Origin of the sequence: Rhodopila sp., assembly GCF_035548235.1 — a bacterium.
Taxonomy (GTDB): domain Bacteria; phylum Pseudomonadota; class Alphaproteobacteria; order Acetobacterales; family Acetobacteraceae; genus Rhodopila.
Window position 1 is genome coordinate 38,582 of sequence record NZ_DASZTJ010000044.1, and the last position, 24,757, is coordinate 63,338.

Here is a 24,757-nt window from a genome sequence, read left to right on the forward strand (position 1 = left end):
CGTAACCATTGCCATGCCTGAAGGCGGCATCGCGCTGCCGTTGCCTGATCCTTACGGGGACGCATCGCTCGTTGAATCGACCACGAGCCGGTGAGCCGTGCACCCGGCTGGCGCAGCGGCCGGACCTCCAAGCGTGACGCGGAGGCCGGTCAGGCATAGCCTGCGGGCAAGGAAACGGGAGAACGCCCATGCAGATGCGCACGCTATCCGGTCACACGGGGGTAGAGGTCACCGGCCTCGACCTGCGGGAGCCGCCGACGCAAGAAACCGTGGCCGCGCTGAACACGGCATTCTCCGACCACAGCGTCCTGGTGATCCGCGACCAGCACCTGTCACCGCCGCAGGTGCTGGCGGCCGTCGAACTCTTCGGTGCGGTGTTCCATCAGCACAACACGAAGTTCGCGCTGCCGGAGTGCCCGCAGATCCATTACATTTCCAACCAGGACTTCTTCCCCGACGGTCGCCGCTACATCCCCGGCGAGGGCTGGCACACCGATCATTCCAACGACACCAGGCCCCCGAAGGCCACCGTCCTGCACGCCGTGCAACTCCCCGATCGTGGCGGCGACACGCAGTTCGCCAACATGCAGGCAGCGTATGATGCGCTGCCCGAGAGAATCCGGGAACGCATCGCCCCCCTGATCGCCATCCACGTCTACCAGAGCACCCATTCCGCTCGGAAACTCATGGGGTTGTCGGAGGCGAACAAGGAACGGGTGCCGAATGCCGTGCTGCACCCGATCACGCGCACCCATCCCGAAACAGGGCGCAAGGCGATCTACATCAACCCGATCCGGATCGAGGGCATCCTGGGGATGGACCACAAGGAGGCGCTGCCGCTGCTGGACGATCTGCTGGAACACGCGACGCAGCCGCGGTTCCAGTATCGCCACCAGTGGAAGCCGGGCGACCTGACGCTGTGGGACAACCGGTGCTTGTTACACAAGGCAAACGGCGACTACGACCATGCGCAGACGCGGTACCTCTATCGCGTCATGCTGCAGGGGAGCGTGCCGAACTGACGCCGGCGCCCGGCCGCTGCTCCAGGCTCTCCAGCGACCGGCCTTTCGTTTCCGGCAGCATCAGCAGGGCCAGGATCATCAGCGACAGGCCGGCGAAGCTGAAGATCGCGATCGCCGCCGCCAGCCCCCATTGTGCCGCCAGGAACCCGACCAGCGCCGGGAACACCGCGCCGATCCCCCGCCCGGCATTGTAGCAGAAGCCCTGCCCCACGCCGCGCACGGACGTGGGGTACAGCTCCGTCATGAACGGCCCCATCGGGGAGAACATCATCAGGTTGATGTAGCCCAGCAGGAACCCGACCGGCAGGATCCAGTCGTTGCTGAGCGGGGCGAACAGGTACACCAGCATCAGCACCACCGAACCGATCGCCGAGATCATGAACGTCGACTTCCGTCCGATCGCGTCGGACAGATAGGCACCCGAGAGGAACCCGAAGAACGCGCCCAGGATCAGCACCAGCAGATAGCTGCCGGTGCCGACCGATGTCAGATGGCGGGTCGTCTTCAGATAGGTCGGCAGGAACGTGGTGATCGCGTAGCTGGACCCTTGAGCCCCCATCACCATCATCGACACCCGCCATGTCGTTGACCAATAAGGGCTCCGCAGTACCGAGAACACGTGCGATACCCCGCCAGCCCCGGCCTCGCGCGGCTTGACCATTGGCTCGTCGACGAACCGGCGGATCCAGAACACCAGCGCGGCGGGCGCCAGGCCGATCCAGAACATGACCTTCCAGGTCAACGCCTCCGGCAGGCTGGCCGACAGCAGCGTATAGAGCAGCGCCGCAGCGCCCCAGCCGACGGACCAGCCGGTTTGCACGAAGCCAACGGCGCGGCCGCGATACTTGTCGCGGATCACCTCACCCATCAGCACCGCGCCGGCGGCCCATTCGCCACCAAAGCCCAGGCCCTGCAGGGCCTTCAGGACAAAGAGCTGGTTGAAGTCCTGGGCGAACCCGCACAGGAAGGTGAAAAGCGCATACCAGAGGATTGTGATCTGCAACACCCGCACCCGCCCGAGCCGATCGGAGATCGCACCGGCGAGCCAACCGCCGAAGGAGGAGACGACGAGGGTGACAGTCGCCAATACACCGGCCTCGGCCGTGGTGATGCCCCAGAGACTCAGCAGCGAGGGGATGACGAAGCTGAAGATCTGCACGTCCAGCGCGTCGAGCGACCAGCCGCCAAAACACGCGACCATGGTCCGCCGCTCCGTCGGATTCAGATCTTTCAGCCACGCCAGCATCTCGTCACCCCCCACTGTTTGATCCGTTGAGGGCATAGAAGCGCGGCTGGGTCGTCGGGGCAAGACAAGCCTGCGGATGGAGACGCCCGGGTCGCCGGAGAAAAATAAGCCAGCGATAGAATTTTCGCGGATGATTGGGACCATCCGCCGGAACAGACGATGACCGATCCGATAAAGTATCTATATCGTGCGACTTATCCTGATATTCATGTAGATATCGCTATCATATTCCCAGGATGAATATTGCGGATTCGAGAAAGTTTAAGCTCTGCACTACATCTTTCGGTAGTCGATGAGGATTTTGTTATGCACCTCCAGGTTGTATCTGCTATCACTCCCTCAGCCGATACGGAGGTCGCTCATGAACGCAAAGCAATCGCCATCCCGCGCCTTGTGGGCCGCCGTGGTCCTGCAGGCGAAAGATGACCTGGAGAACGCGGCTTTCGACTCCCTCGACTACCAGCACGCCGAAGCGTTCTTCATCGGAGGCGGCGATTGGCGCCATGCGCGCGCGGCCATCGCGGATCAGTTGGACATGGACCCGGACTATCTTGTCGCCATCGGCCGCAAATGGGTGACGCTGCGCCGCGATCGGGAAGGCGTTCCCCTGACGGTCGTTCAACCCGCACCTCGCGCGCCGGTCCAGCGGCCTCGGCCTGCCGCCCGCACGGCAACCAGGCTGGTCTTCACGCCCTTCGTTCCTCCGATCCCATCGGTGCGGCCGGCCGGGCCACGCCGCCCATGGCGGAAGGGCGGACCCAATCCGTTCAGCCCGTTCCGGCAGTCGGCGTAGATCGATCCGCCTCTGTCATCCTCGAAAATACTGCTAGTGTCGTCACTTGAACCGACGGCAGGAGCGATAGATGGAGTTGACAGGCGTACAAAAGAGAATCGTGCTCGCGACGTATCTCGGTTGGATGCTCGATGCGTTCGATTTCTTCCTTTTGACCTTCGTGCTTGGGGATATCGCCAAAGACTTCGGCGTCAACGTGCCGGACGTCGCCTATGCATTGTTCCTGACACTTGCCATGCGGTTTGTAGGGGCATTCATCTTCGGCCGCATCGGCGATCGCTGGGGACGCAAGCCGGCCCTGATGCTGGACATCCTGTGCTATTCGGTGATCGGCGCACTGGCCGCGTTCGCCCCCAGCCTGACGGTCTTCCTGGTCCTGCGCGCCCTGTTCGGCATTGCCATGGGCGGGGAGTGGGGCCTGGGCAGCTCGCTGGCGATGGAATCGATCCCGCCGCAATCCCGCGGCCTGGTCTCGGGCATCCTGCAATGCGGCTATCCCACTGGCTTCCTGCTGGCGGCGATCGTCTACGGCCTGCTCTATGGCCGCAGTTTCGGCGATGTCACCATCGGCTGGCGCGCATTGTTCCTGCTGAGCATCCTTCCTGCCTTCGTCGTGCTGTTCATCCGCAAGGCGGTGCCCGAATCCCCGGCCTTCGAGGAAGCCCGAACCCACGACAAGCCCAGCCTGCTGGCGACCATCGCCGAACATAAAGGCCTCGTGCTGTACATGGTCGTGCTGATGATGTGCTTCAATCTGTTCAGCCATGGCACGCAGGACCTGTATCCGACCTTCCTGCAGAAGCAGCACGGCTTCGACCCCGCCACCGTAAGCTGGATCGCCATCATCGCGAATATCGGCGCGATCGTGGGCGGCCTGGGCTTCGGGATCCTGTCCGAGAAGATCGGGCGGGTGAACGGCATCACCATCGCCTCGCTGATCGCCCTGCCGGCGCTGCCGCTCTGGGCCTATGCCTCGACGCCGGTCCTGCTGGCAGTCGGCGCCTTCGTGATGCAGATCGCGGTACAGGGCGCGTGGGGCATCATCCCGGCGCATCTGAACGAGGTCTCGCCTCCGGCCGCGCGCGCAACGATCCCGGCTTTCGTATACCAGGCGGGCAACTTCCTCGCGTCCTATAACGGACCGTTCCAGGCGAAGATCGCCCTGGCGCATGGCGGGAACTATGGCTACGCGCTGGCCCTTGTCGCCGGCTGCGTCGCAGTCGCCATCGTCATCGCCATCCGGTTCAGCCCGGAGCAGCGCGGGCAGCGGCTGCTCGCACACTGATCGCAGGCGGCCGGTGCAGTTCACGCACCGGCCGCCTGTCGGCTCAGGACTTCACCAGCGGACAGCCGCCTTCATCCAGCGGACGCCAGGCCTGGTCCGCCGGGGTGACCGCCACCACCTTCCCCACATCCCAGGACTGCTTGCTTTCCGACGGCTTCTTCGCCTCCAGCAGATAGACCGGATGCAGCGCGCGCCCGTCGACGCGGATCTTGCCCGGACCGAAACAATCGTCGTCGGTCGGCATGGCCTTCATGCGATCGACCACCGCCCGCCCGTCCGCCTTGGCGGCGGCCACGCCCATATCCTGCACGGCCTTCAGGTAGTGCAGCGTGACCGCATAGTCGCCGGCCTGGGTCATGTTCGGCCACACCCCGTTCGGCGTCTTGCCTTTCACCCGGTCGTTCCAGGCGCGGGTACGATCGTTCAGGTCCCAGTAATAGGATTCGCTCCAGCGCAGGCCTTGGGCGATATCCAGGCCCAGGGCCCGCACGCCGCGCACCTGGATCAGCAGCGCGCAGATCGTCATGGTCTTGTTCAGGCCGAACTCATGCGCCTGCTTGATGCAGTTCTCGGTGTCCGCGCCGGCCATCGCCAGGCCGAGCACCTTGGCGCCCGAGGCTTGGGCACGCAGCAGATGGGTGGAGAAATCGGTTGTTTCCGGGAACGGATAGGCCACCGACCCCAGTACCTTGCCGCCCATCTTCTGGATGATGCCGGCGGTATCACGCTGCAGGGTCTGGCCGAAGACATAGTCGGCGGTGATGAAGAACCAGGAATCGCCCCCCGCCGCCACCGTCGCCCCGCCGGTGGACCGGCCCAGCATATAAGTGTCATAGGTCCAGTGCACCGTGTTCGGGCTGCACTGCTTGCCGGTCAGGTCCGAGGAGCCGGTACCGGAATTGAGGTAGACCTTGTTCTTCTCCCGGCACACCGTGTTCACCGCCAGCCCGACCGAGGAAGTCGGCACGTCGACGATCGCATCGACGCCCTCCTGGTCCAGCCATTGCCGCGCGATGGAGACGCCGACATCCGGCTTGTTCTGATGGTCGGCCGAGATGACCTCGACGTTCCAGTCCTTGCCGGAGATACCGAAATCGATCAGTGCCTGCTTGGCGCACACGACGCCGACCGGACCGCCGTCATCCCGATACGGCCCGGACTGATCGTTCATCACCCCAATCTTGATCGTTGGCTTTTGCGCTCGGGCATAGCGGGGCAGGATCAGCCCCGCGGCGCCGGCGCCCAGGATGGTACGTCGGGTTGCATTCATTGGTCGTTTCTCCCTCGATCGGCCCTTCTTGGCCGATTCATTTTGATTGAAACCTTATCGCGTCATGACCCGGACGGCGCCAGGCCATGACGCGTGGTTCCGGTCAGGCCGGAGTGAACATCGGCAGCGAGACGCCTTCTGTTTCACTCGGAACGAACGTGACTTTCACCGGCTGGCCGATCTTCAGCGACTTTAAGTCACAGTCGACGAAGTTGGTCAGCACTTTGGGTCCTTCCTCCAGCGCGACATAGCCGATCGCATAGGGCGGATTGGCGCGCTCCATCACGCTGAACGTGTAGATCGTGCCCTTGCCCGACGCCTCGGTCCATTCGCACTCACCGAAGCAGAAGGGGCAGAGCGCGCGCGGATAGTGATGTGCCTTTTTGCAGGACGTGCAGCGGCGCAGCATCAGCTTGCCGGCGCTGGCGCCTTCGAAGAACGGTTTCGTCTCCGGATTGGTCTCCGGCGTGCCGACGAACGGGACCTTCCTTGCCACATAAGCCATCTCGATTACTCCCGTTCCAGGATGACGGTGCTGCCGCAGTGCCGCGTGCCCAGCGCGCCGCCGGTGCCGTGGGCGATCGCCAGGTCGCAGTTCTTCACCTGCAGCGCCGGATGCGCCTCTCCGCGCAACTGGCGCACCGCCTCGATGATCTTGGTGATGCCGCCGCGGTTGGCCGGGTGGTTGGAGCACAGCCCCCCGCCATCGGTGTTGAACGGCAGCTTGCCGACGCCGGCGATCAGGTTGCCGTCGGCGACGAACTTCCCGCCCTCGCCCTTCTTGCAGAACCCCAGGTCTTCCAACTGCATCAGCACGGTGATGGTGAAGCTGTCGTAGATCGAGGCGTATTTGATGTCGGACGGCTTGATGCCCGCCATCTCCCACGCCGGCGGGCCGGACCAGCGCGCGGCGGTATAGGTCAAGTCGACGTCGCCGGCCATCTGGTGCTTGGGGCTTTCGCCGACGCCGATCACCTTCACCTTCGGGCGCTTCAGGCTGCGCGCGATCTCCGGCTTCGTCAGCACCAGCGCGCCGCCGCCGTCGGAGATGACGCAGCAGTCCAGCCGGTGCAACGGGGTGGAGACCATGGGCGAGTTCACCACGTCTTCGACCGTCACCACGTCGCGCAGCATCGCGTTCGGGTTGTGCTGCGCGTGGTGCGACGCGGCGACCTTGATCCAGGCAAGCTGCTCGCTCGTGGTCCCGTACTCGTACATGTGGCGCTGGGCGCACATGGCGTACAGGTTGGCCGTCGCGGGACCATAGGGGAACTCGAACTGCATCTCCGGCACCGCCGGGTTGCCGGGGCGCGGCGCGGTGCCGGTGGCTTGGCCCTCGCTGCGCGGGCGGCCGGCCAGGGTGATCAGCGCAACGTTGCAGCGCCCCGAGGCGATCGCCTCCATCGCATGGCCGACCGCGACCTGATAAGAGGAGCCGCCGACATCGGTGCTGTCCACCCGGCGGCATTTCAGGTTCATGTAATCCAGCATCGACAGCGGGCCCAGCGTGCCCGGCGCATCGCCGGCGCAGAAATACCCGTCGACGTCATCCTTGGTCAGGCCCGCGTCCTCCAGCGCGCCCTTGGCGCACTCAGCGTGGAGCTGAGCGATGGACTTGTCCGGCGCCTTTCGGGTGGGATGTTCCCACGCGCCGACGATATAGGCCGCACCTCTCAAACTCATCTGTCGTTCCCCCGAAACGGTTCCGAATCAACGCCGGCGGCGGCCGCGCGGGATGGCGCGACAATCGCGGGCAGGCGGATTATACTGATCGGTAGCTGTTGGGCTACCCCTCGCCCAACGGGCGATCCGGAAGGGGGATGCTCGACGGGAGAGGCAGCCAAGGCCGCGCAGCATGCTTTTTGTCCAAAATTGGACATTTTCCAGGATTGATCATCAAAAGATTTCCATTTGCTATATACAACGACATCAAATTATGTCCGTTGACATGTTGCGCTTGTTTGGGAAAGCCACCAAGTGCAATGGATTGCGACGAAAGGTGGTCCATGGACACAGTTTCGCGTATTGCCGTTGTTGAAGACGATCCAGATATCAGCCGCATGATGGTCAGCTACATGACCGAACACGGCTTCGAGGTCACGCCAGCCCGCAACGGCCGTGACCTCGATCGCGTGCTCTCCACCAGCAAGATCGATTGCGTGATCCTTGATGTCGGACTGCCAGGCGAAGATGGTCTCAGCATCTGCCGCCGGGTGCGCAGCAAGTCGTCGGTGCCCATCATCATGGTCACCGCCCGCGGGACGGAGACCGATCGGATCGTAGGGCTGGAGCTGGGGGCGGACGACTACCTGCCGAAGCCGTTCAACCCGCGTGAGCTGGTGGCCCGCGTCCGCGCCGTGATGCGCCGCACCGCCGCCGCGGCCGAGGCCCCGTCGCAGGCCCCCGTTCCCAAGACGCTGGCGTTCGAAGGCTGGAAGCTGGACATGGCGCGGCGGCAATTGTTCGATCCTTCCGGACAACCGCGTTCGCTGACCAGCGGGGAGTTCAACATCCTGGCGATCTTCTGCCAGAACCCGCGGAAAGTGCTGTCGCGCGACGACCTGCTGGACCTGCTGCACGGCCGGGCGGCGGCGGTGTTCGACCGCAGCATCGACGTGCAGATCAGCCGGCTGCGGCGCAAGATCGAGACGAACCTGAAGGATCCGGTCTTCATCAAGACCGTCCGCTACGGCGGCTATTTCTTCACGCCGCAGGTGACCACCCTCTCCGAGGGCTAGAGCAGGATCGGAGTGGGCGGAAACGCCGCCTCCGTCATGGTCCAGCCCCCGCGACGAACGCGTCGGTTTCCGTTCGGATCGGCAGGCTGCCTTGACTGCCGCGCCGGGTGCAGCACAAAGCTGCCGCGAAGGTCGCGACGGCGACCGCCGTCCGCAGGTCGGCGCCCGCGTCCAACCGGCTGGCTATCACGCCCACGAAACAGTCGCCCGCCGCCGTGGTGTCCACCGCCGTCACGGACGCGGCGGGCTGATGCCATGCGTCGCCCGGCATTGCGATCTCGGCGCCGGCCTCGCCCAGCGTCAGCACCACCGCCACGCCGTCCAGACGGTCCCGCAAACCCGCCGCACCCGCGGCGCAGCCGAGATGCGCGGCAAGCCACGCACCTTCGGTTTCGTTGACAACCAAAATATCAACGGCCCGCAGCGCATCTTCCGGCAGCGGCGCCGCCGGCGCCAAGTTCAGCACCACGCGCCCTTTGGCCTCCCCTCTCTGGACGGCCTCCCTCTGGACCACCCTGGCACGGCGGATCAGCGATGCGGTCTCCTGGGCCGGCACTTCCATCTGCAGGACCAGGGTGCCCGACAGCAGCGCATCTTCGACCTGGCCAGCCCGAGCGAGCAGGTTCGCGCCGGAACCGACGGCGATGGCATTGGCGCCGGATGCATCGACGACGATGGACGCGCAGCCGGTACTGGCGTCGGTCCGGACGACGCGGGACAGATCGACGCCGCCGGCCCGCATCAGGCCGACCGCCTGCTCGCCCAGCGTGTCCCGTCCGATCGCCCCGGCCATCGCCACGCTCGCGCCGTCCCGCGCGGCGGCGACGGCCTGGTTGGCGCCCTTTCCTCCAGGTTCGATGCGGGTCGCGGGCCCCAGCACCGTTTCTCCGGGCCGGGGAATGGCCGGGACATTGAAGATCAGGTCGAGATTGATCGAACCGAAAACCGTGATCATGCCGCCAATCCGGACCGCAATGCCACGCGCTTGGCCGGAACCGTGACGCGCACCGCCGTCCCCTTGCCCTTGATGCTGGTGATCTCCAACCGCCCGCCATGCAGCTCCATCAGCCGCACAGCCAGCGGCAGGCCCAGGCCGGTGCCCTGATAGGAGCGCGACAACGCGCTGTCGACCTGGCCGAACGGCTCCAGCGCGATCTGGATCTCGGTCTCGGTCATGCCGATGCCGCTGTCGATCACCGACAGGACCACGTCGCCGCCCGGGTTCATGATCGCCGACACCACGATCTGCCCGTCCTCCTGCGTGAACTTCACCGCGTTCGACAGCAGGTTGATCAGCACCTGCAGCATCCGGGTGCGATCGGCGTGCAGCCGGATCGGCGTTTCCGGCAGGCGCACGTCGATCGAGATATGCCGCAGATCGGCCTGCGCGCGTATCGTTACCAGGGCGTTGCGGACCAGGTCGGCGAGCGGGAACGTGCTCTCGGTCAGCACCGCCGTCCCGGACTCGATCTTGGTGATGTCGAGGATCGTGTTGATCAGGTCCAGCAGGTGCCGGCCGGAGGTCAGGATGTCGCTGGCGTACTCGCCCAGCGGCGGGTCGCGCGGACCGTTCGGCGCCTGGTCGCGGACCAGTTCCGAGAAGCCGATGATGGCATGCAACGGCGTGCGCAGCTCATGGCTCATGTGAGCGAGGAACTGGGATTTGGTGCGGTTCGCGACTTCCACCCGCTCCTTGCTGGCGATCAGTTCATGGTTCATGTCCGCCAGCCGGCTGCGCTCGATCTCGATCTGTGCCTGCGCCTGCTGAAGACGTTCCCGGTCGGCGGCGAGCTCGATCTCCTTGCGGGTGCTGTGCCAGACCTCCCGCACCAGCAGGGTGGTCAGTCCGCCGATCAAGGCGCTGGCGCCGACGCCCAGGAAACAAATCAGCCAGATATGCCTGTATGTGGACCGAAGCACATCATCCACCGCCAGGGCGACGAGGACGTCCAGGTCGTACTGATCGATCCGGCGGATCGCGACCATCCGCTCCACCTGATCGACCTTGCCGTCACGCGTGTAGAACGACGTGACGTCGGGCTGAAGGTTGTCCGGGAACTTATCGCCGCTCAGGTCCGCGCCCAGTCCCGTCGTCCCGTCGCTGTCGCCATGCTCGAAGCCGGCCAGGATCACGCCTTTCGTATTGGTGATCGCCACGACGCCACGTGCCCCGAGGTCGAATTCCCGGTGTGGGGACAGCAGGCTGGTGACCGGCAAGACCTGCATCACTTCCCCGACGAACTGTCCGTCCGGACCATGCAGCGCGCCACTGACCAGGATGTGGGCATGGGCCTCCAGCGCGTTGACCAGCAGTCCGAGACCCTGGTCCGTCCTGTGCTTCAGGAAATGGGCGGTGTCGCCGACATTGTTGCCCAGCAGGTCGTCGGACGCGCTGTTGTAGACGATGTGACCGTCGGCGTCGGCGATGGCCACGGTACGATCGGCGCCGAAGATCTTGTGCTCCATCTCCCCGAACGTGCGCAGGGCGTCGGACATAGGGGATTGCGCCGGAACCGTATTGATTTCCTGCTGCAGGACCACGAAGGCGCGATGAGCCGAATCGAAGGTCTGCCGCAATTCCCCTGCCAGCGCTGCGACCAGGTTGGACTCCTCGGTACGCGCCTGCTCACGCGCTCGGTCGTATTCCGAGCACAGGGACCACGCGATGATCCCCCACATGCAGGCGGCGAGGAAAATCGCTGTTCCGATGATTTGCCGGGTGATCTGAACCGCCTGCTGGCGTACGTTGCCCTTGTAGGAGTGCAGCCGACTCGACTCGCTTGGTTCAGAGGCGGTGTCGTTCACTGGCCGATGAAGCCTGCCTTGGCGGAATATCCGGCAGACTTCGCATGCCGCCGTTGGGTTGGCAACGGCTTTGTCGGATCTTGCATCGGCTTGCAGGTCTGTTCCGCAGCCGGGTCATCCCTCCGCAGAAGCGCTCGGTCGATTGATACAAGCGTTACGAGATTTCCCCTCCGGCCGCTACCGGACGCCAAGAAAGCGACGCGTTTCCCGCAGGAAGAGTTCAAGCTGGTCGTGATGCACCCAGTGCCCCGCACGATCGACGGCCAGTACCCGCGCGTCGCGGAAATAGGCGGCGCGTCCGTCCGTCTCGGGATTGCTCGCCCAGCTTTCGCGGCCCCAGACCAGCAGCGTCGGACAGGCGATCGCGCCCCAGAGTTCCGCGATCGCCTCGCGCGACCTGTCGTAAGGCGGCCAGAGGCGGACATAGTGGTCGAACTTCCAGCTATAGGTCCCGTCCTCGTTCTGGTTCACGCCGTGCTGGGTGAGATGCCGTGCCTGCGCCGCGCTGAGATGCTTGTTCGCGTCCTGCATGCGGGCATAGGCGGCGTCCAGCGTGGGATAGCGTCGCGGCATGCGGCCGGACAGCGCACGCGTCTGGTCGATCCAGCGCCGCATCCGATCCGGCATCGTCAGCGTTTCCGGCAGTGCGTTCTGGCGCGGGCCCGGCCCCAACCCTTCGATGGCGACGATGCGCCGAACGTTTTCCGGATAGATGCCGGCGTAGCGCAGCGCGATGTTGCCGCCCAGGGAATGGGCGACGATCGTCACCGGCGCCAGGTCCTGCTGGTGGATCAGTTGCGCCAGGTCATAGATGTAGTTGGCCATCGTGTAATGGCCTGATGCCGACCAGGCGGAATCGCCATGCCCCCGCAGGTCGGGGCAGATCACGTGCCAATCCCGCCGCAGATCGGCTGCCACCCAATCCCAGTTGCGACAGTGGTCCCGCCCGCCATGCAGCAGGATCAGCGGCGGCGCTTCCGGGTTTCCCCAGTCGACGTAGTGCATCCGCAGCCGTTGGGAAAAGAACACCCGAGACGTCGGTCCGGTATCCGGCAGGTCGACCGTCATGGCTCAGCCGATCGGGGGCTTTTTCTTGTGCCAGCCCGTCGCGCGCTCATAGGCGGCGGCGACGCGCAGCACCGTGGCCTCGTCGAAATACCGGCCGACGAACTGGACCGAGGTCGGCAAGCCGGTGCTGGCGAGGCCGGACATCATTGCGAGCGCCGGATGACCGGTGACGTTGAACGGGGTACGAGCCTGGCGGGAATAGGTGCGGCCGGTCTCGACCGCGTCCTCGATCCGGCTGGCCGGGTCCATGGAGCTCGCGCACATCAGTACGTCATAGGACTGGAACAGATCTTCGACGGCGGCGATCACCTCCTTGCGGCGTCGTTGCGCGCCGACGTAGTCCCCGGCGGTCATGAACGCGCCAGGCAGCAGGCGCTGCCGGGCGAGTTGGCCATAGTCGCCAGGCCGTTCGCGCAGCCAGGGGGCATGGATCGACCAGGCCTCGGAGCAAAGGATGACACGGTTGATCCCGGCGAACTCATTGAGCGTCGGCAGGGTGACGGAATGCACCTGGGCGCCTTCGGCCTGCAGCACGCGGGCGACGTCCTCCAGCGCCGCGGCCACCTCCGGGTGGGCGGGCACGTCACGCTCGTGGAAATGGCGGATGAAGCCGATGCGCAGGTCCCGCACGCCGGCGTCGAGCAGGCGGCCGAAATGCCGCGCGGGCGTGGCGGCGGAGCCGGGGTCTTCGGGGTCGTAGCCGGCGATGGCTTCCAGCAGCAGCGCGTTGTCGGCGACGGTGCGGGTCAGCGGGCCGACATGGTCCAGCGTGAAGGACAGCGGGAATACGCCGCGGCGGGACACCAGGCCATAGGTCGCCTTCAGTCCGACGATGCCGCAGGCGCTGGCCGGGTTGCGCACCGATCCGCCGGTGTCGGTGCCCAGCGCCAGCGGGAACAGCCCGGCGGCGACGCCGGCGCCCGATCCCGACGACGAGCCGCCCGGATGATGGTCCGGATTCCACGGATTGCGCGCCGGCGGGAACGGCAGGTCGAAGCTTGGTCCCCCAATCGCGAACTCATGCGTGGACAGCTTGCCCAGGATCACCGCGCCGGCCTGGCGCAGCTTCTGGGTCACCACCGCGTCGGATTTGGCGATGTTGTCGACCAGCACCTTGGAATGCGCCGTGGTCGGCAGTCCGCTGACATCGATGATGTCCTTCACGCCGACCGGCACGCCATGCAGCGGCCCGCGCACGCGCCCGGCGGCCATTTCGGCCTCGGCGGCCATGGCGGCGGCCATGGCGCCTTCGGGGTCGATGCGGATGAAAGCATTCAGCTTGGGATCGATCGCTTCGATGCGCGCCAGCAGGGCGTTCGTCAGCTCGACCGGCGAGAGCGTCCGGGCGGCGAAGGCCTGGGCGATCTCACCCGCCGTCAGCCAGTGCGGTTCGGTCATAGCCCCAGCCCCGCCCGCATCGGCGGCCAGGGTTCGGCTGCCGGATCGGAGGGCATGTGCACGACGCCGGCATTGTTCATGGCTTGCGCGGCGGCCACCGCCACGTCATCGGGAAACTCGGCGAGTGCCTTCTCCAGCCCCGCCGCCTTGGCGAGGGCAACCACGACCGGGTCCATGCGATGCGCTCCGCTCTGTTGTGCGGCGCGATATTGCGGCGGGATTGCCGATCCGAAAAGGGACTGTCGGGGGAGAAAAAAAGGCGGTACGACCGAAAGGGGGGATGTGTGGTCGTACCGCCTGAGTTGGCCGCGCATCTGGCGCGGCAATCGGGGGAGGAAACAGAGCGTCCCAAATCAGGGGCGCCGAAGACGTATGTAACGCAAAAACCTTTATGAAAGGTTAACAACGCCGTGCTCGTGCCGATTTTTTCGTGTGTCGCCAGAATATTTTTCAACTGGAGGTAGTTTATGCCGATGTCGCCTCTTCAGGGGTTGAAGGTCCTGGAAATCGGCCACTACATCGCTGCGCCGTTCTGCACCCGCATCCTCGCCGATCTCGGCGCCGAGGTGATCAAGATCGAACCCCCCGGCGGCGATCCGTTCCGCGGCTGGGGGGCGGCCAAGGACGGTCATTCCGTCTGGTTCAGCATCCACGGACGCAACAAGCTCAGCGTCGAGTTGGACCTGAAAAAGGACCGCGCAACGCTGCTGAAGCTGATGGAGCGCGCGGACGTCCTGGTCGAGAACCTGCGGGCCGGGCAGTTGGAGCGCCTGAAGATCGGCCCCGAGGTCCTGCATGAGGTGAACCCGAGGCTGGTGATCGCCCGTATTTCCGGTTACGGCCAGGATGGCCCGTATCGCGACAAGCCGGCGTTCGGCGCGATCGGCGAGGCGATCGGCGGCTTGCGGCATCTGACCGCGCATCCGGGCGGCGCGACCGAACTGCCGCCGCCGCGCTGCGGCATCTCGATCAGCGACGACCTCGCGGGGCTGTACGCGGCGATCGGACTGCTGTCGGCGGTCTGGCAGCGGGACGCCATGGGCACCGGCAAGGGGCGGGTCATCGACGTCAACCTGGTGGACAGCGTGTTCAGCCTGATGGAGGGGATGCTGCCGGAATATGCGATGGATGGACGGGTGCGGCAGCCGGCCGGTGCGGCCATCGCGACGGCCTCGCCCACCAATACCTATGCCTGCGCCGATGGGCGCTGGCTGTGCATCGCCGGGAACTCGGACCTGATCTTCGGCCGGATGATGAAGGCGATCGGCCAGCCGGCGCTGGCCGACGACCCGCGCTACGCGACCAACGGGCTGCGCTGCCAGAACCGCGACGCGCTGGACGCGGTCATTGCCGCCTGGACGAAGACGCTGCCGGCGAAGGACGCCGAAGCGATCCTGGAGGCGGCGGAAGTCCCGTGCTCCCGCCTGTTCGACATCGCCGATTGCGCGGCCGATCCGCATTTCCTGGCACGCAAGGCGGTGCAGCGGATCGACGACCCGCTGATCGGCCCGACGCTGCATCCCGGTCCGACGATCCGGTTGGACGGAGAGAAGCCGGAGGACGTGGTCCGCTGGACCGGGCCGGCGGTCGGGGCGCACAACGAGTATGTGTTCCATACGCTGCTGGGACTGCCTCGGGAGGAAGGATGACGGCCGTTCCGGCCGCATCCTGATCTTTCCAGGGTCTCGAGCGGCTGCCTCTCGCCGGGTCTCATGCCGACGTTGAGCGCTTTGCGTGGACTGCCCCCTGACCCGGAACAAGGAAACCACGGAGTCGTTGATCCCGATCTTCTCTCCCGCCATGGCCCGGTTTGTACCCAAGCTGGGCCATGGCGGGGATTCGATCACAGGTCGTGGTCAATGCCGGTCGGCCTGAGGACATGACCTGAGGGACCCTCGTTTCCAAGGGGCACGGGGGTGCATTGACCAAGCGCGAAGCGCATGAAAGCAATCGGTCGCCAGCCCGAACAGGCGTTCGTGGCCCGCGACGGAAAAACAACGACTCCGTCGTTTCCGTGTCTTCCCCGACGGGACGCGAAGCGTCCGACTCCGTGCGAAAACGGCCGGCGGCGCCCGCTTGACTCCTGATCGTGAGTGACAGACGCTCCGCTGCAACACGATCAAATAAAGCTAACGGTTAGGGAAACGGAAACAATGCCAGACATGATCGGCGCCGAGGCGCCTTCTGCAGACGTGCGCGTCCGTCCGATGCGGCGTCGCGGCTTCCTTGCCGCCGCCGGCGCCGTCAGCGCCGCCCCCTTCATCATCCGTTCCGCTCGGGCCGCCGACAACACGATCGTCCTGGGCAGCAGCCTGCCGCTATCCGGCCCCGCGGCGCCGACCGGCATCACCACGCAGCGGACGATCAATCACGCGCTGGAGGTGATCAACGAAAAGGGGATCATGATCGGCGGCACGAAATACACGATGGTCGTGCAGCACTACGACAACAAATATGTCCCCGCCGAGGCGGTCACCGTCGTCGAGAAGATGCTGTCCGACGGCGTGCGCTACCTGTTTTCCTCGGGCTCCGGCAATTCCGTGCCGGTGGTGGAGAAGACCACCGAACTGAAATGCGTCCAGCTTTCGGCCGCGTCGGGCAAGGACCATCTGACCAATCCGAAATACCCGTTCAGCTTCCGGGTGCAGCCTTGCAACGAAACCGCGTACGCCGTTTACCCCTGGATCAAGACCACGTATCCCGAGGTCAAGCGGATCGCCAATATCGGTCCCAGCGATGAGGCCGGTTTCACCGAAACGGCCGACCGCCGCATGCTGGCGAAGAAGTACGGCTTCACTAGCGGCGCCAACGAGTTCTTCAAGCGCGGCGCGCTGGACTTCTATCCGGTCGCGACCCGCCTGGCCGAGGACAAGCCCGACCTGATCGATTTCGGCGGCACCATCGGCCGCGACCAGGGGCTGGCGGTCAAGGCGCTGCGGGAGCTTGGCTACAAAGGCAAGATCCTCCTCGGCTATTCCGACGCGCAGTCCTTCGTGCAGATCGCCACGCCCGAGGCCGCCGAGGGCACGATCCTGTTCGATACGCTGGCGGAACCCCAGAACGACTCGGAAAAGCAGCTGCACGACTGGTGGATCGCGAAATACGGACCGCCGATGCCGTCGTTCGCCTATCTGATGTGGGACTGGCCGTTCATGCTGGCCCAGGCGATCCAGGACGCGGGTTCCATCGACACCACGAAGGTCGCGGATTCGCTGCGGAAGGTCCAGTACCATGGCCTGTTCGGGCTGGAGCGTTTCGGTATGAAATCGGTCTACGGCTTGGACTGCTCCCTGACGCGCGACATTCCGATGTCGGTGATCAAGAACGGCAAGCCGGCACCGCTGGATGTGGTGAACTGGCCGGTGGGTGTGTGACCTGGGTGCGTGATCCCGGCCTGTCGGCAAGCCCATGACCTTCGCTTTGCAGATCATCGTCACCGGATTGGTGACGGGATCGATCTACATGCTGATCGCCCTGGGCGTGACGCTGTTGTTCGGCATCATGCGCGTGGTGAACTTCGTGCACGGGGAACTGTGCATGCTCTCGGCCTTCGCGGTTTATTACGTGTCGGTGCTGTGGGGCATGCCGTTCCTGGTGGGCGTGGCCGCGGCGATCCTGTTCAGCGCGATCGTCGCGGTGCTGTGCCAGAAGCTGCTGTTCAAGCCTTTGAACTATGACATCCTGACCTGCTTCATCCTGGGTGTCGGCGCGTCCTTCGCCATCCGCTCCGCCACTTGGGCCGTGGTGGGGCCGGAGCCTGTGGCGATCCCGCCGACCTTCCCTGGTGTTTTCGTCTGGAACGGCGTCTATGTCGCCAAGCAGCGCGTCTTCGCCGCCGTGCTGTGCAGCGTTCTGGCGATCGCGCTGGCCGTCTTCCTGCGCTACACCCGGCCCGGCCGAGCGATGCGGGCGGTGGAGCAGGATCGGGAGGCGGCGCTGCTGATGGGGATCAATCCGGAAAGCGTCTATGTCACCGTCTTCGTCATCAGCGCGATGCTGGCGGCGGTCGGCGGCGCGATGCTGGGGACCCTGTTCGGCGCCGATCCGGAAATGGGGGCCGACCCGCTGCTGAAGTCCTTCATCATCGTGCAGATCGGCGGCATGGGCAGCATCCTGGGCACGGTGATCGCCGGCCTGGCGATCGGGCTGTCCGACAGCGTGACCGGCACCGTCTTCGGCGGAGAGCTGGCGTTCATCTTCGACTTCGCCATCCTGATGATCTTCCTGATCGTCCGGCCGCGTGGACTGTTCGGCTATGACGTCTGATCGTTGGGGCATCGCGGCGCTGCTGGTGGCCCTGGCCCTCGTGCCGCTGGGTGTGCATGACAGCTACCTGCTGCATGTGATGATCCTGATCTTCCTGAACATCATGCTGGCCACCAGCATGTGGCTGCTGGGGATCACGCACCTGATCTCCTTCGGCCAGGCAGGTTTCATGTTCATCGGCGCGATGACCTCGGCGCTGCTGACCAAGGACCTGGGTGTGTCCTTCTGGATCGCGCTGCCGATCGCGGGCGTGCTGCCTGCGGCGATCGCGGCCCCGGTCGGACGGCTCAGCCTGCGCGTGCGCGGCGTCTATTTCTTCCTGGTGACGCTTGCGTTCGGGGAGGTCGTGCGCGGAATCTTCGCATACTTCCAGACACCGTTCGGCGGCTGGTACGGCATCCGCGACATCCCGCCCCCATCGCCGCGCTGGCTGTTCACGCCGCTGGACAAGGTGCCGTTCTATTACCTGGGCCTGGTATTGGTGGTGCTGACCTGCTGGGTGATCTGGCGCATCAGCCGGTCCTGGTTCGGCGAAGTGCTGTGGAGCATTCGGGAAAGCGAGCTGCTGGCTTCGTCGGTCGGCATCAATGTCACGGGCTACAAGCTGGTCGCCTTCATCATCTCGGCCTTCGTCGCCGGTCTTGCCGGCAGCTTCTATGCCAACTACGTCGGCTACATCAGTCCGCTGATCTTCGACTTCCAGTATTCCGTCAGCATCCTGATCTTCATCGTGGTCGGCGGCTTTTCCACCTTGGCCGGTCCCGTCGTGGGCGCCGTCGTCCTGACGATCGTTCCGGAATTATTCCGAGCGACCGGGAAGTATCAGATGCTGATTTTCGGGATGATCCTGGTGGTTTCGATGCTGACCATGCCTGACGGCATCACCGGCGCCATCAGGCGCCTTCGCAGGCGGCGAGCGGCATGAGCCTGCTCCAGGTTTCCGGCCTGACCTGCCGCTTTGGCGGCCTGGTCGCGGTCAACGACGTCTCCCTGACCGTGGAGCCACGGGCGATCCACGGCCTGATCGGACCGAACGGGGCCGGGAAGACCACGACCTTCAACCTGATTTCAGGCGTTCTGAAACCAACTGCCGGACGCGTCGCGTTCGATGGCGCGGACATCACCGGCGTGCCGATGCACCGGTTGGTGAAGCGGGGGCTGGTCCGGACCTTCCAGCACTCGCAACTGTTCCCCGGCTTCACCGTGTTCCGCAACGTGCTGCTGGCGCTGCATTCTCATACCGGCTTCGGCGCCCTGGGCGGCTTCCTGGGTTCTGCCGCCGAACGCCGCAAGCGCGCAGAGCTGGCAGAGGAGGCGCAGCGCATCCTGGACTTCGTGGGCCTCGCCGATCACGCCCAGGACTTGGCCGGCGACCTGCCGCACGGGTTCCAGCGATTGCTGCAGGTCGCGGTGGGCCTTGCGCCCAAGCCGCGCCTGTTGCTGCTGGATGAGCCCGTGGCGGGGTTGAACCACGCGGACGTGGACCGGATGATGGCCCTGGTGCGGGACCTGCGCGACAAGCAGGACGTCACCATCGTCCTGGTCGAGCATAACATGAAGGCCGTCATGGGCGTCTGCGACCGGGTCAGCGTGCTGCAATTCGGCCGGTTGATCGCGGAAGGGACGGCGCAGGAGGTCACCCGGAACCCGACGGTGATCGAGGCGTATCTCGGGGTCTATGAAGATGCTTCTTGAGGTCCGGGGCCTCGCCGTCGCCTATGGTCATGCGCGCGTGCTGAACGACGTGTCGCTGGAGGTGGCCGAGGGCGAGACGGTCACGCTGATCGGCGCCAACGGCGCGGGCAAGACGTCCTGCCTGCGCGCGATCTCCGGCCTGACGCCGCAGGCCGGCGGGACGATCCGTTTCGCCGGCGAGAATATCGAGGCGCTGACCCCCCGTGAGCGGCTGGAGCGCGGCCTGGTGCATGTTCCGGAAGGGAAACGTCTATTCCCTCGCATGACGGTACGGGAAAACCTGGGCCTGGGCGCGTTCCGCCGCCGCGACGCCGAGGCTGTGAAGCGCGACATGGACGCGATGATGGCGCGGTTCCCGATCCTGGAGTCGCGCCAGCGCCAGGCCGCCGGCAGCCTTTCCGGCGGTGAGCAGCAAATCCTCGCCTTCGCCCGCGGCCTCATGGCACGGCCCAAGCTGCTGCTGGTGGATGAGCCGACGGTGGGGCTGTCGCCGATCATGGTGCAGACGCTGTCGAAGACGCTGCGGGAAATCCACGACGACGGCGTGGCGGTCCTGCTGGTGGAGCAGAACGCCAGCATGGCGCTGCGTCTGGCGACGCGCGGGTACCTGCTGGAGACGGGGACGATGGTGACCAGCGGGGACACGCAGTCGCTGCTGGGGAACGACTACGTGCGGAAGGCGTATATGGGCTTGTAGTGACATCCGTCGTGGTCGGCGGTCGTTTCTTCAGGCGCGAAGACAGCGCGGTACTTGCGCCTTCCCCGCCACGACGGAAAGGCTACCCCAACCTCCGGATATAGTCCGGCAGCCCCACCATCCGCGTCCGCACCGATCGGGCGGCGTGCAGGATCGACCGTACCGACTCGGTCGCCACCGACAGGTCGTCGTTCACCACCACGTGGTCGAAATCCACCCAATGGCTGATCTCATCCCGCGCCACCCGCATCCGCCGCGCGATCTCCTCGGGCGAATCCCCCGCTCGGCCTCTCAACCGCGCGTCCAGCGTCGCGAGGTCCGGCGGCAGGATGAACACCCCCACCACGTCCGCCGGAAGTTTCGAACGCAACTGCAAGTGTCCCTGCCAGTCGATGTCGAACACCACGTCCCGCCCGGCCGCCAGCGCCGCCTCGATCGGCGCGCGTGGCGAGCCGTAGGCGTGCGTGCCTTGCAAGACCCTGGCCCATTCCAGAAGCGCATCGTTGCGCAGCGCGTCCTGGAACTGGTCTTCCGTCATGAAATGGTAGTGCACGCCATCGATTTCGTTCGGCCGCCGCGCGCGTGTCGTCACGCTGACGGACCGTTCCAGCAAGGGTTCGCTCTTCAGCAGCGCGTCGCTGATCGCCGTCTTGCCGGCCCCCGACGGGGCCGACAGCACCAGGCACACGCCACGCCGAGCGATGGAGGTCATTCGATGTTCTGCACCTGCTCGCGGAGTTGCTCGATCGCCGCTTTCAGCCGCAGCCCGATCGCGGTCAGCGTCCCGGTCGCGGACTTGCTGCACAGCGTATTGGCCTCTCGGTTGAATTCCTGGATCAGGAAGTCCAGCTTGCGGCCGATGTTCACCGCCTCCTGCAGCAGATCATGCGCGGCGGCGATGTGGGAGCGCAGGCGGTCCAATTCCTCCCGCACATCCGATCGGCTGGCGAGCAGCGCGACTTCCTGCGCCACCCGTTCCTCCGGCAGGTTGGGCTGCTCGCGCAGCAGGGTGGCAAGGTTGTCCAGCATCCGCGCCCGCTGCGCGGCCGGCTGCCCGGCGGCGGCCTCGGCCGCTTCGCCGCAGAGGCCGGCGATCTCCTGCAACTGCCCGCGCAGCACGGCGGCAAGCCGGTCCCCCTCGGCCTGGCGGGCGGTCACCAGGTCAGCGACCGCCGCGGTGAACCCGGCTTGCACCTCGGCCGCCGCGACAGCCCGCTCCTCCTGCTGATCGGCCTGAGCCTGGCGCAGCACGCCGGGCAGGGACAGCAGCGCCTCGGGCGAAGGCGGGTGGCTGCCGGGGATACGGTGATGCAGGTCGGTGGCGATCTTCAGCACCTGCTCCAGCGCCAAGGGATCGAGTTCCAGCCGGCTCTCGCTCTGGCGCTTGACCGACAGGTTGGCGGTGACGTTGCCGCGTTTCAGGGACTTGGCGGCGATGTCGCGCAAGGCGGTTTCGACGCTGTCCCAGCCGGAGGGCAGGCGGAAGCGCAGCTCCAGGGTTCGGCCGTTGACGCTGCGCAGTTCCCACGCCCAGGCGATTCCGCTGATCTGGCCCTCGGTGCGGGCGAATCCGGTCATGGAGGCGATGGCGCTCATGCCGGGCTTCTACCAGCGGATGGGGGGAATGCGAAGCGCCGGTCGGCGCAGGGGTATCGGGCAGGCGGTCTTCCCCGACTCGGAAATCCGGTGCTACGGGAACAAGAATGCCCAGTCTGGACATGGAACTGGCCGCCGGGGGGCGGGTCGCCGGAGTGGATGAGGCTGGCCGAGGTCCGTTGGCTGGTCCCGTCGTCGCGGCTGCCGTCATCCTGCCAGCCGCGGTGGCATCCGACCTCGCCGACCGGCTGGACGACTCCAAGAAGCTGACGGCCGCCCAGCGTCAGGCCGCGTTCGACGCGCTGCTGGTCTCCGGCGCCGAGATCGGCATCGGCGCCGCGTCGGTGGGCGAGATCCTGCGGCTCAATATCCTTCACGCCTCCATGCTGGCCATGAAGCGCGCAATCAGCCGATTCGCGGTGGTCCCCGATCTGGCGCTGGTCGACGGCAATTATCCTCCGAAGCTGGGGTGTCCGGTCCGCTGCGTGGTCGGGGGCGATGGGCTATGCCTGTCGATCGCCGCAGCCTCCATCGTCGCCAAGGTGACCCGCGACCGAGCGATGACGCGGCTGGCGAGCCGGTTCCCGGGATACGGGTGGGAGGCGAATGTCGGCTACGCCACGACCGAACACCGGGCGGCGCTGGTCCGGCTGGGGACGACGCGGCACCATCGCGAGACCTTCGGCGCCGTGGCCCAGCTTCGGCTTGATCTCACCACGAGCGGTTGACGCAATGTCCGCCGCTTCAGCACGCTAGGGCCCGCCGTGGACGACGTGCTCGAACTTCCGCTGGACCAGGTGCTGCGAGGCGAATGCGTGCAGATCATGCGCATGCTGCCGTCGGCCTCGGTCGACTGCATCTTCGCCGACCCGCCCTATAACCTGCAGTTGCGGGGTGAGCTGCGGCGGCCCGACGACAGCATCGTGGACGGCGTGGATGAGGAGTGGGACCGGTTCACCGACTTCCCTTCCTATGACGCGTTCTGCCGGGACTGGCTGACGGAGTGCCGGCGGCTGTTGCGCAAGGACGGCACGATCTGGGTCATCGGGGCGTATCACAACATCTTCCGCCTGGGCGCGATCCTGCAGGACCTGGGGTTCTGGATCCTGAACGACGTGATCTGGCGCAAGGCCAATCCCATGCCGAACTTCCGCGGCCGGCGCTTCACCAACGCGCATGAGACGCTGATCTGGGCGGCGCGCGAACCGAAATCCCGTTACCGCTTCAACTACCAGGCGATGAAGGCGCTGAACGACGACATCCAGATGCGCAGCGACTGGTTCATCCCGCTGTGCACCGGCCCCGAACGCCTGCGCAATGCGCACGGGCTGAAGCTGCACCCCACGCAGAAGCCCGAGGCGCTGCTGCATCGCGTGCTGCTGGCCAGTACCAACATGGACGACATCGTGCTGGACCCGTTCGCCGGCACCGGCACCACGCTGGCGGTCGCCAAGCGCCTGCGCCGTCATTACATCGGGATCGAGCGCCATCCCGCCTATGTCGAGGCGGCCATGGGGCGGCTGATCCGCACGCGGCTTTATTCCGCCGCCGAGGCCGCCGCGGCGCCGACCAGGCGGGAAGCGGTGCGCATCCCCTTCGGCAACCTGGTGGAGCAAGGCCTGATCACGCCGGGCACCTGGCTGTTCGACCGGCAGCGTCGGGTCAGCGCGATGGTCGGGCCGGACGGCACGATCAGCGCGGGCGACATCCGGGGCTCGATCCACAAGGTCGGGGCGGCGCTGACGCACGCGCCCAGTTGCAACGGGTGGACGTTCTGGCATTTCGAGCGCGATGGCGCGCTGGTCGCGATCGACGAACTGCGGACGATGGCGCAGGCGGGCGGCTGAACGAAAAAGGGCGCCCAGGTCTCCCTTGGACGCCCTACGGACCGGTCCGGAAAAGGTCTACTTGGACGCCACCTTCTGCAGCGGTTCCAGCGGTTGTGCGGACGCGGCCTTCTGCTGCTGCTTCACCCAGGCCTCGAACTCCGGCATCGACACGGCCTTGATCGAGATCGGCATGCGGCTGTGGTTCTCGCCGCAGATCTGGTTGCACTCGCCGTAGAAGGTGCCTTCCTTGTCGGCTTCCAGCCATAGCTCGATGGTCCGGCCAGGGATGGCGTAGCGCTGCACGCCCAGGGACGGGACGAAGAAGCTGTGGATGACGTCGGAACTGGTCGTCAGGATGCGGATGCGCTTGCCGGCCGGGATGACCATCTGGTTGTCCACGGCCAGCAGGCGAAGCTGGCCGGGCTTCAGGTCTTCATCGGTGACATAGCGGCTCTCGATGTCGATGTTGCCCTGGTTCGGGTAAGTGTATTCCCAGTACCACTGATGTCCCGTCACCTGCACCGTCATGAACGGGTCGGCGGTCCGGTCTTCGTAATAGACCAGGCGGAAGGACGGGATCGCGATGATGACCAGCACCAGAACGGGGGCGATGGTCCAGACGACTTCCAGCAAGGTGTGGTGCGTGGTCTGGCTGGGGGTCGGATTCTTTCGCGCGTTGAAGCGCAGCATGACGATCACGAGCAGCACGCCGACCAGCAGCGTGATCAGGGTGATGATCGCCAGCACCAGGTCATGCAGGTCGATGATCCGGTCCTTGATCGGGCTGAAGGAGCGCTGCATGCCCATTTCCCAGGGACGCGGCGCGCCGACCACGTCTGCGGCCCAGGCCACCGAAAGGCTGAAAAAACCCATGCTGATAGAAGCGATCAGCCACCGGAGAAATCGCATCAGTTGTTCATCCCAATCCGCGGAGGCGCGCCATCACGGCCACGTCACATGTCCTACCTAACCAACCCCTTACATGAGATCAAGATTGGTACCCGCTCGGTCCGACCCGGGCCGGCTTGCGTGCCGCCAGTCCGCGCGGG

The 24,757-nt window shown here is 65.7% G+C and carries 24 protein-coding genes; 12 read left to right on the plus strand and 12 right to left on the minus strand.

Annotated elements, in window-relative coordinates:
- Positions 1-188 precede the first annotated feature (188 nt).
- On the plus strand, positions 189-1,022 hold the full coding sequence (locus VHB27_RS03715) for a TauD/TfdA dioxygenase family protein (protein WP_325597580.1): 834 nt from the start codon (positions 189-191) through the stop codon (positions 1,020-1,022).
- On the opposite strand, the gene VHB27_RS03720 is transcribed toward VHB27_RS03715, so the two are convergent.
- Complete coding sequence (locus VHB27_RS03720) at positions 994-2,223, minus strand: MFS transporter (protein WP_325597581.1); 1,230 nt, start codon at positions 2,221-2,223, stop codon at positions 994-996. The genes VHB27_RS03715 and VHB27_RS03720 overlap by 29 nt on opposite strands.
- A 406-nt stretch (positions 2,224-2,629) precedes the next feature.
- Between VHB27_RS03720 and VHB27_RS03725 the strand changes: the two genes are divergently transcribed.
- Complete coding sequence (locus VHB27_RS03725; protein ID WP_325597582.1) at positions 2,630-3,061, plus strand: hypothetical protein; 432 nt, start codon at positions 2,630-2,632, stop codon at positions 3,059-3,061.
- A 70-nt stretch (positions 3,062-3,131) separates the two neighbouring features.
- Positions 3,132-4,346: an MFS transporter gene (locus VHB27_RS03730; RefSeq protein ID WP_325597583.1), complete on the plus strand. Its 1,215-nt coding sequence runs from the start codon at positions 3,132-3,134 to the stop codon at positions 4,344-4,346.
- A 43-nt stretch (positions 4,347-4,389) separates the two neighbouring features.
- Here VHB27_RS03730 and VHB27_RS03735 read toward each other — a convergent pair whose 3' ends face one another.
- From VHB27_RS03735 to VHB27_RS03745, 3 genes are all read right to left on the minus strand, one after another.
- Positions 4,390-5,616, minus strand: coding sequence for an ABC transporter substrate-binding protein (locus VHB27_RS03735; protein WP_325597584.1), 1,227 nt, complete (start codon positions 5,614-5,616; stop codon positions 4,390-4,392).
- A gap of 103 nt (positions 5,617-5,719) precedes the next feature.
- Positions 5,720-6,121 (minus strand): Zn-ribbon domain-containing OB-fold protein, encoded by a 402-nt coding sequence (locus VHB27_RS03740; RefSeq protein ID WP_325597585.1) that lies wholly within the window; start codon positions 6,119-6,121, stop codon positions 5,720-5,722.
- Between the two features lie 5 nt (positions 6,122-6,126).
- Positions 6,127-7,299, minus strand: coding sequence for a thiolase domain-containing protein (locus VHB27_RS03745; RefSeq protein WP_325597586.1), 1,173 nt, complete (start codon positions 7,297-7,299; stop codon positions 6,127-6,129).
- 323 nt (positions 7,300-7,622) lie between these two features.
- On the opposite strand from VHB27_RS03745, the gene VHB27_RS03750 reads away from it, so the two are divergent.
- Positions 7,623-8,354 (plus strand): response regulator, encoded by a 732-nt coding sequence (locus tag VHB27_RS03750; protein ID WP_325597587.1) that lies wholly within the window; start codon positions 7,623-7,625, stop codon positions 8,352-8,354.
- A 34-nt stretch (positions 8,355-8,388) separates the two neighbouring features.
- Here VHB27_RS03750 and VHB27_RS03755 read toward each other — a convergent pair whose 3' ends face one another.
- The 5 genes from VHB27_RS03755 to VHB27_RS03775 all read right to left on the minus strand — a co-directional run bounded on the left by VHB27_RS03755 (position 8,389) and on the right by VHB27_RS03775 (position 13,801).
- On the minus strand, positions 8,389-9,309 hold the full coding sequence (locus VHB27_RS03755; protein ID WP_325597588.1) for a ribokinase: 921 nt from the start codon (positions 9,307-9,309) through the stop codon (positions 8,389-8,391).
- Positions 9,306-11,159, minus strand: coding sequence for an ATP-binding protein (locus tag VHB27_RS03760; RefSeq protein ID WP_325597589.1), 1,854 nt, complete (start codon positions 11,157-11,159; stop codon positions 9,306-9,308). Before VHB27_RS03760 ends, VHB27_RS03755 begins: the two co-directional genes overlap by 4 nt.
- A gap of 177 nt (positions 11,160-11,336) precedes the next feature.
- Positions 11,337-12,227: an alpha/beta fold hydrolase gene (locus VHB27_RS03765; protein WP_325597590.1), complete on the minus strand. Its 891-nt coding sequence runs from the start codon at positions 12,225-12,227 to the stop codon at positions 11,337-11,339.
- A gap of 3 nt (positions 12,228-12,230) precedes the next feature.
- Positions 12,231-13,625 carry an amidase gene (locus tag VHB27_RS03770; protein WP_325597591.1) on the minus strand — a complete coding sequence of 465 codons (1,395 nt, stop codon included), beginning with the start codon at positions 13,623-13,625 and terminating at the stop codon, positions 12,231-12,233.
- Positions 13,622-13,801, minus strand: a complete 180-nt coding sequence (locus tag VHB27_RS03775; RefSeq protein WP_325597592.1) for a hypothetical protein — start codon at positions 13,799-13,801, stop codon at positions 13,622-13,624. The genes VHB27_RS03770 and VHB27_RS03775 overlap by 4 nt, the downstream gene beginning before the upstream one ends.
- 291 nt (positions 13,802-14,092) lie before the next feature.
- Between VHB27_RS03775 and VHB27_RS03780 the strand changes: the two genes are divergently transcribed.
- From VHB27_RS03780 to VHB27_RS03805, 6 genes are all read left to right on the plus strand, one after another.
- Positions 14,093-15,274, plus strand: coding sequence for a CaiB/BaiF CoA transferase family protein (locus tag VHB27_RS03780; RefSeq protein ID WP_325597593.1), 1,182 nt, complete (start codon positions 14,093-14,095; stop codon positions 15,272-15,274).
- Between the two features lie 504 nt (positions 15,275-15,778).
- Positions 15,779-16,999 (plus strand): ABC transporter substrate-binding protein, encoded by a 1,221-nt coding sequence (locus tag VHB27_RS03785; RefSeq protein WP_325597594.1) that lies wholly within the window; start codon positions 15,779-15,781, stop codon positions 16,997-16,999.
- 34 nt (positions 17,000-17,033) lie between these two features.
- Positions 17,034-17,891 carry a branched-chain amino acid ABC transporter permease gene (locus tag VHB27_RS03790; protein WP_325597595.1) on the plus strand — a complete coding sequence of 286 codons (858 nt, stop codon included), beginning with the start codon at positions 17,034-17,036 and terminating at the stop codon, positions 17,889-17,891.
- Positions 17,881-18,816: a branched-chain amino acid ABC transporter permease gene (locus tag VHB27_RS03795; protein WP_325597596.1), complete on the plus strand. Its 936-nt coding sequence runs from the start codon at positions 17,881-17,883 to the stop codon at positions 18,814-18,816. The genes VHB27_RS03790 and VHB27_RS03795 overlap by 11 nt, the downstream gene beginning before the upstream one ends.
- Positions 18,813-19,586, plus strand: coding sequence for an ABC transporter ATP-binding protein (locus VHB27_RS03800; RefSeq protein ID WP_325597597.1), 774 nt, complete (start codon positions 18,813-18,815; stop codon positions 19,584-19,586). The genes VHB27_RS03795 and VHB27_RS03800 overlap by 4 nt, the downstream gene beginning before the upstream one ends.
- A complete protein-coding gene (locus tag VHB27_RS03805) occupies positions 19,570-20,283 on the plus strand; it encodes an ABC transporter ATP-binding protein (RefSeq protein WP_349255667.1) in 714 nt (237 codons plus the stop codon). The genes VHB27_RS03800 and VHB27_RS03805 overlap by 17 nt, the downstream gene beginning before the upstream one ends.
- Positions 20,284-20,365: 82 nt before the next feature.
- Here VHB27_RS03805 and gmk read toward each other — a convergent pair whose 3' ends face one another.
- Positions 20,366-20,995, minus strand: a complete 630-nt coding sequence (gene gmk, locus VHB27_RS03810; protein WP_325597599.1) for a guanylate kinase — start codon at positions 20,993-20,995, stop codon at positions 20,366-20,368.
- Positions 20,992-21,879 (minus strand): YicC/YloC family endoribonuclease, encoded by an 888-nt coding sequence (locus VHB27_RS03815; RefSeq protein ID WP_325597600.1) that lies wholly within the window; start codon positions 21,877-21,879, stop codon positions 20,992-20,994. Before VHB27_RS03815 ends, gmk begins: the two co-directional genes overlap by 4 nt.
- Before the next feature lie 107 nt (positions 21,880-21,986).
- On the opposite strand from VHB27_RS03815, the gene VHB27_RS03820 reads away from it, so the two are divergent.
- Together VHB27_RS03820 and VHB27_RS03825 are read left to right on the plus strand one after the other, a co-directional pair.
- On the plus strand, positions 21,987-22,607 hold the full coding sequence (locus tag VHB27_RS03820; protein WP_325597601.1) for a ribonuclease HII: 621 nt from the start codon (positions 21,987-21,989) through the stop codon (positions 22,605-22,607).
- Positions 22,608-22,703: 96 nt separating this feature from the next.
- Positions 22,704-23,726, plus strand: coding sequence for a site-specific DNA-methyltransferase (locus VHB27_RS03825; protein ID WP_325597612.1), 1,023 nt, complete (start codon positions 22,704-22,706; stop codon positions 23,724-23,726).
- A 57-nt stretch (positions 23,727-23,783) separates the two neighbouring features.
- Here the strand turns inward: VHB27_RS03825 and coxB are convergent, their stop codons facing one another.
- Positions 23,784-24,617 (minus strand): cytochrome c oxidase subunit II, encoded by an 834-nt coding sequence (gene coxB / locus VHB27_RS03830; protein ID WP_325597602.1) that lies wholly within the window; start codon positions 24,615-24,617, stop codon positions 23,784-23,786.
- Between the last annotated feature and the right edge of the window lie 140 nt (positions 24,618-24,757).

What these genes read in the sequence shown, in the direction of transcription:
- VHB27_RS03715 (WP_325597580.1), top strand. Translation starts at nt 189, where the DNA reads ATGCAGATGCGCACGCTATCCGGTCACACGGGGGTAGAGGTCACCGGC.
- VHB27_RS03720 (WP_325597581.1), bottom strand. Translation starts at nt 2,223, where the DNA reads ATGGTCGCGTGTTTTGGCGGCTGGTCGCTCGACGCGCTGGACGTGCAG.
- VHB27_RS03725 (WP_325597582.1), top strand. Translation starts at nt 2,630, where the DNA reads ATGAACGCAAAGCAATCGCCATCCCGCGCCTTGTGGGCCGCCGTGGTC.
- VHB27_RS03730 (WP_325597583.1), top strand. Translation starts at nt 3,132, where the DNA reads ATGGAGTTGACAGGCGTACAAAAGAGAATCGTGCTCGCGACGTATCTC.
- VHB27_RS03735 (WP_325597584.1), bottom strand. Translation starts at nt 5,616, where the DNA reads ATGAATGCAACCCGACGTACCATCCTGGGCGCCGGCGCCGCGGGGCTG.
- VHB27_RS03740 (WP_325597585.1), bottom strand. Translation starts at nt 6,121, where the DNA reads ATGGCTTATGTGGCAAGGAAGGTCCCGTTCGTCGGCACGCCGGAGACC.
- VHB27_RS03745 (WP_325597586.1), bottom strand. Translation starts at nt 7,299, where the DNA reads ATGAGTTTGAGAGGTGCGGCCTATATCGTCGGCGCGTGGGAACATCCC.
- VHB27_RS03750 (WP_325597587.1), top strand. Translation starts at nt 7,623, where the DNA reads ATGGACACAGTTTCGCGTATTGCCGTTGTTGAAGACGATCCAGATATC.
- VHB27_RS03755 (WP_325597588.1), bottom strand. Translation starts at nt 9,309, where the DNA reads ATGATCACGGTTTTCGGTTCGATCAATCTCGACCTGATCTTCAATGTC.
- VHB27_RS03765 (WP_325597590.1), bottom strand. Translation starts at nt 12,227, where the DNA reads ATGACGGTCGACCTGCCGGATACCGGACCGACGTCTCGGGTGTTCTTT.
- VHB27_RS03770 (WP_325597591.1), bottom strand. Translation starts at nt 13,625, where the DNA reads ATGACCGAACCGCACTGGCTGACGGCGGGTGAGATCGCCCAGGCCTTC.
- VHB27_RS03775 (WP_325597592.1), bottom strand. Translation starts at nt 13,801, where the DNA reads ATGGACCCGGTCGTGGTTGCCCTCGCCAAGGCGGCGGGGCTGGAGAAG.
- VHB27_RS03780 (WP_325597593.1), top strand. Translation starts at nt 14,093, where the DNA reads ATGCCGATGTCGCCTCTTCAGGGGTTGAAGGTCCTGGAAATCGGCCAC.
- VHB27_RS03785 (WP_325597594.1), top strand. Translation starts at nt 15,779, where the DNA reads ATGCCAGACATGATCGGCGCCGAGGCGCCTTCTGCAGACGTGCGCGTC.
- VHB27_RS03790 (WP_325597595.1), top strand. Translation starts at nt 17,034, where the DNA reads ATGACCTTCGCTTTGCAGATCATCGTCACCGGATTGGTGACGGGATCG.
- VHB27_RS03795 (WP_325597596.1), top strand. Translation starts at nt 17,881, where the DNA reads ATGACGTCTGATCGTTGGGGCATCGCGGCGCTGCTGGTGGCCCTGGCC.
- VHB27_RS03800 (WP_325597597.1), top strand. Translation starts at nt 18,813, where the DNA reads ATGAGCCTGCTCCAGGTTTCCGGCCTGACCTGCCGCTTTGGCGGCCTG.
- VHB27_RS03805 (WP_349255667.1), top strand. Translation starts at nt 19,570, where the DNA reads ATGAAGATGCTTCTTGAGGTCCGGGGCCTCGCCGTCGCCTATGGTCAT.
- gmk (WP_325597599.1), bottom strand. Translation starts at nt 20,995, where the DNA reads ATGACCTCCATCGCTCGGCGTGGCGTGTGCCTGGTGCTGTCGGCCCCG.
- VHB27_RS03815 (WP_325597600.1), bottom strand. Translation starts at nt 21,879, where the DNA reads ATGAGCGCCATCGCCTCCATGACCGGATTCGCCCGCACCGAGGGCCAG.
- VHB27_RS03820 (WP_325597601.1), top strand. Translation starts at nt 21,987, where the DNA reads ATGCCCAGTCTGGACATGGAACTGGCCGCCGGGGGGCGGGTCGCCGGA.
- VHB27_RS03825 (WP_325597612.1), top strand. Translation starts at nt 22,704, where the DNA reads ATGCGCATGCTGCCGTCGGCCTCGGTCGACTGCATCTTCGCCGACCCG.
- coxB (WP_325597602.1), bottom strand. Translation starts at nt 24,617, where the DNA reads ATGCGATTTCTCCGGTGGCTGATCGCTTCTATCAGCATGGGTTTTTTC.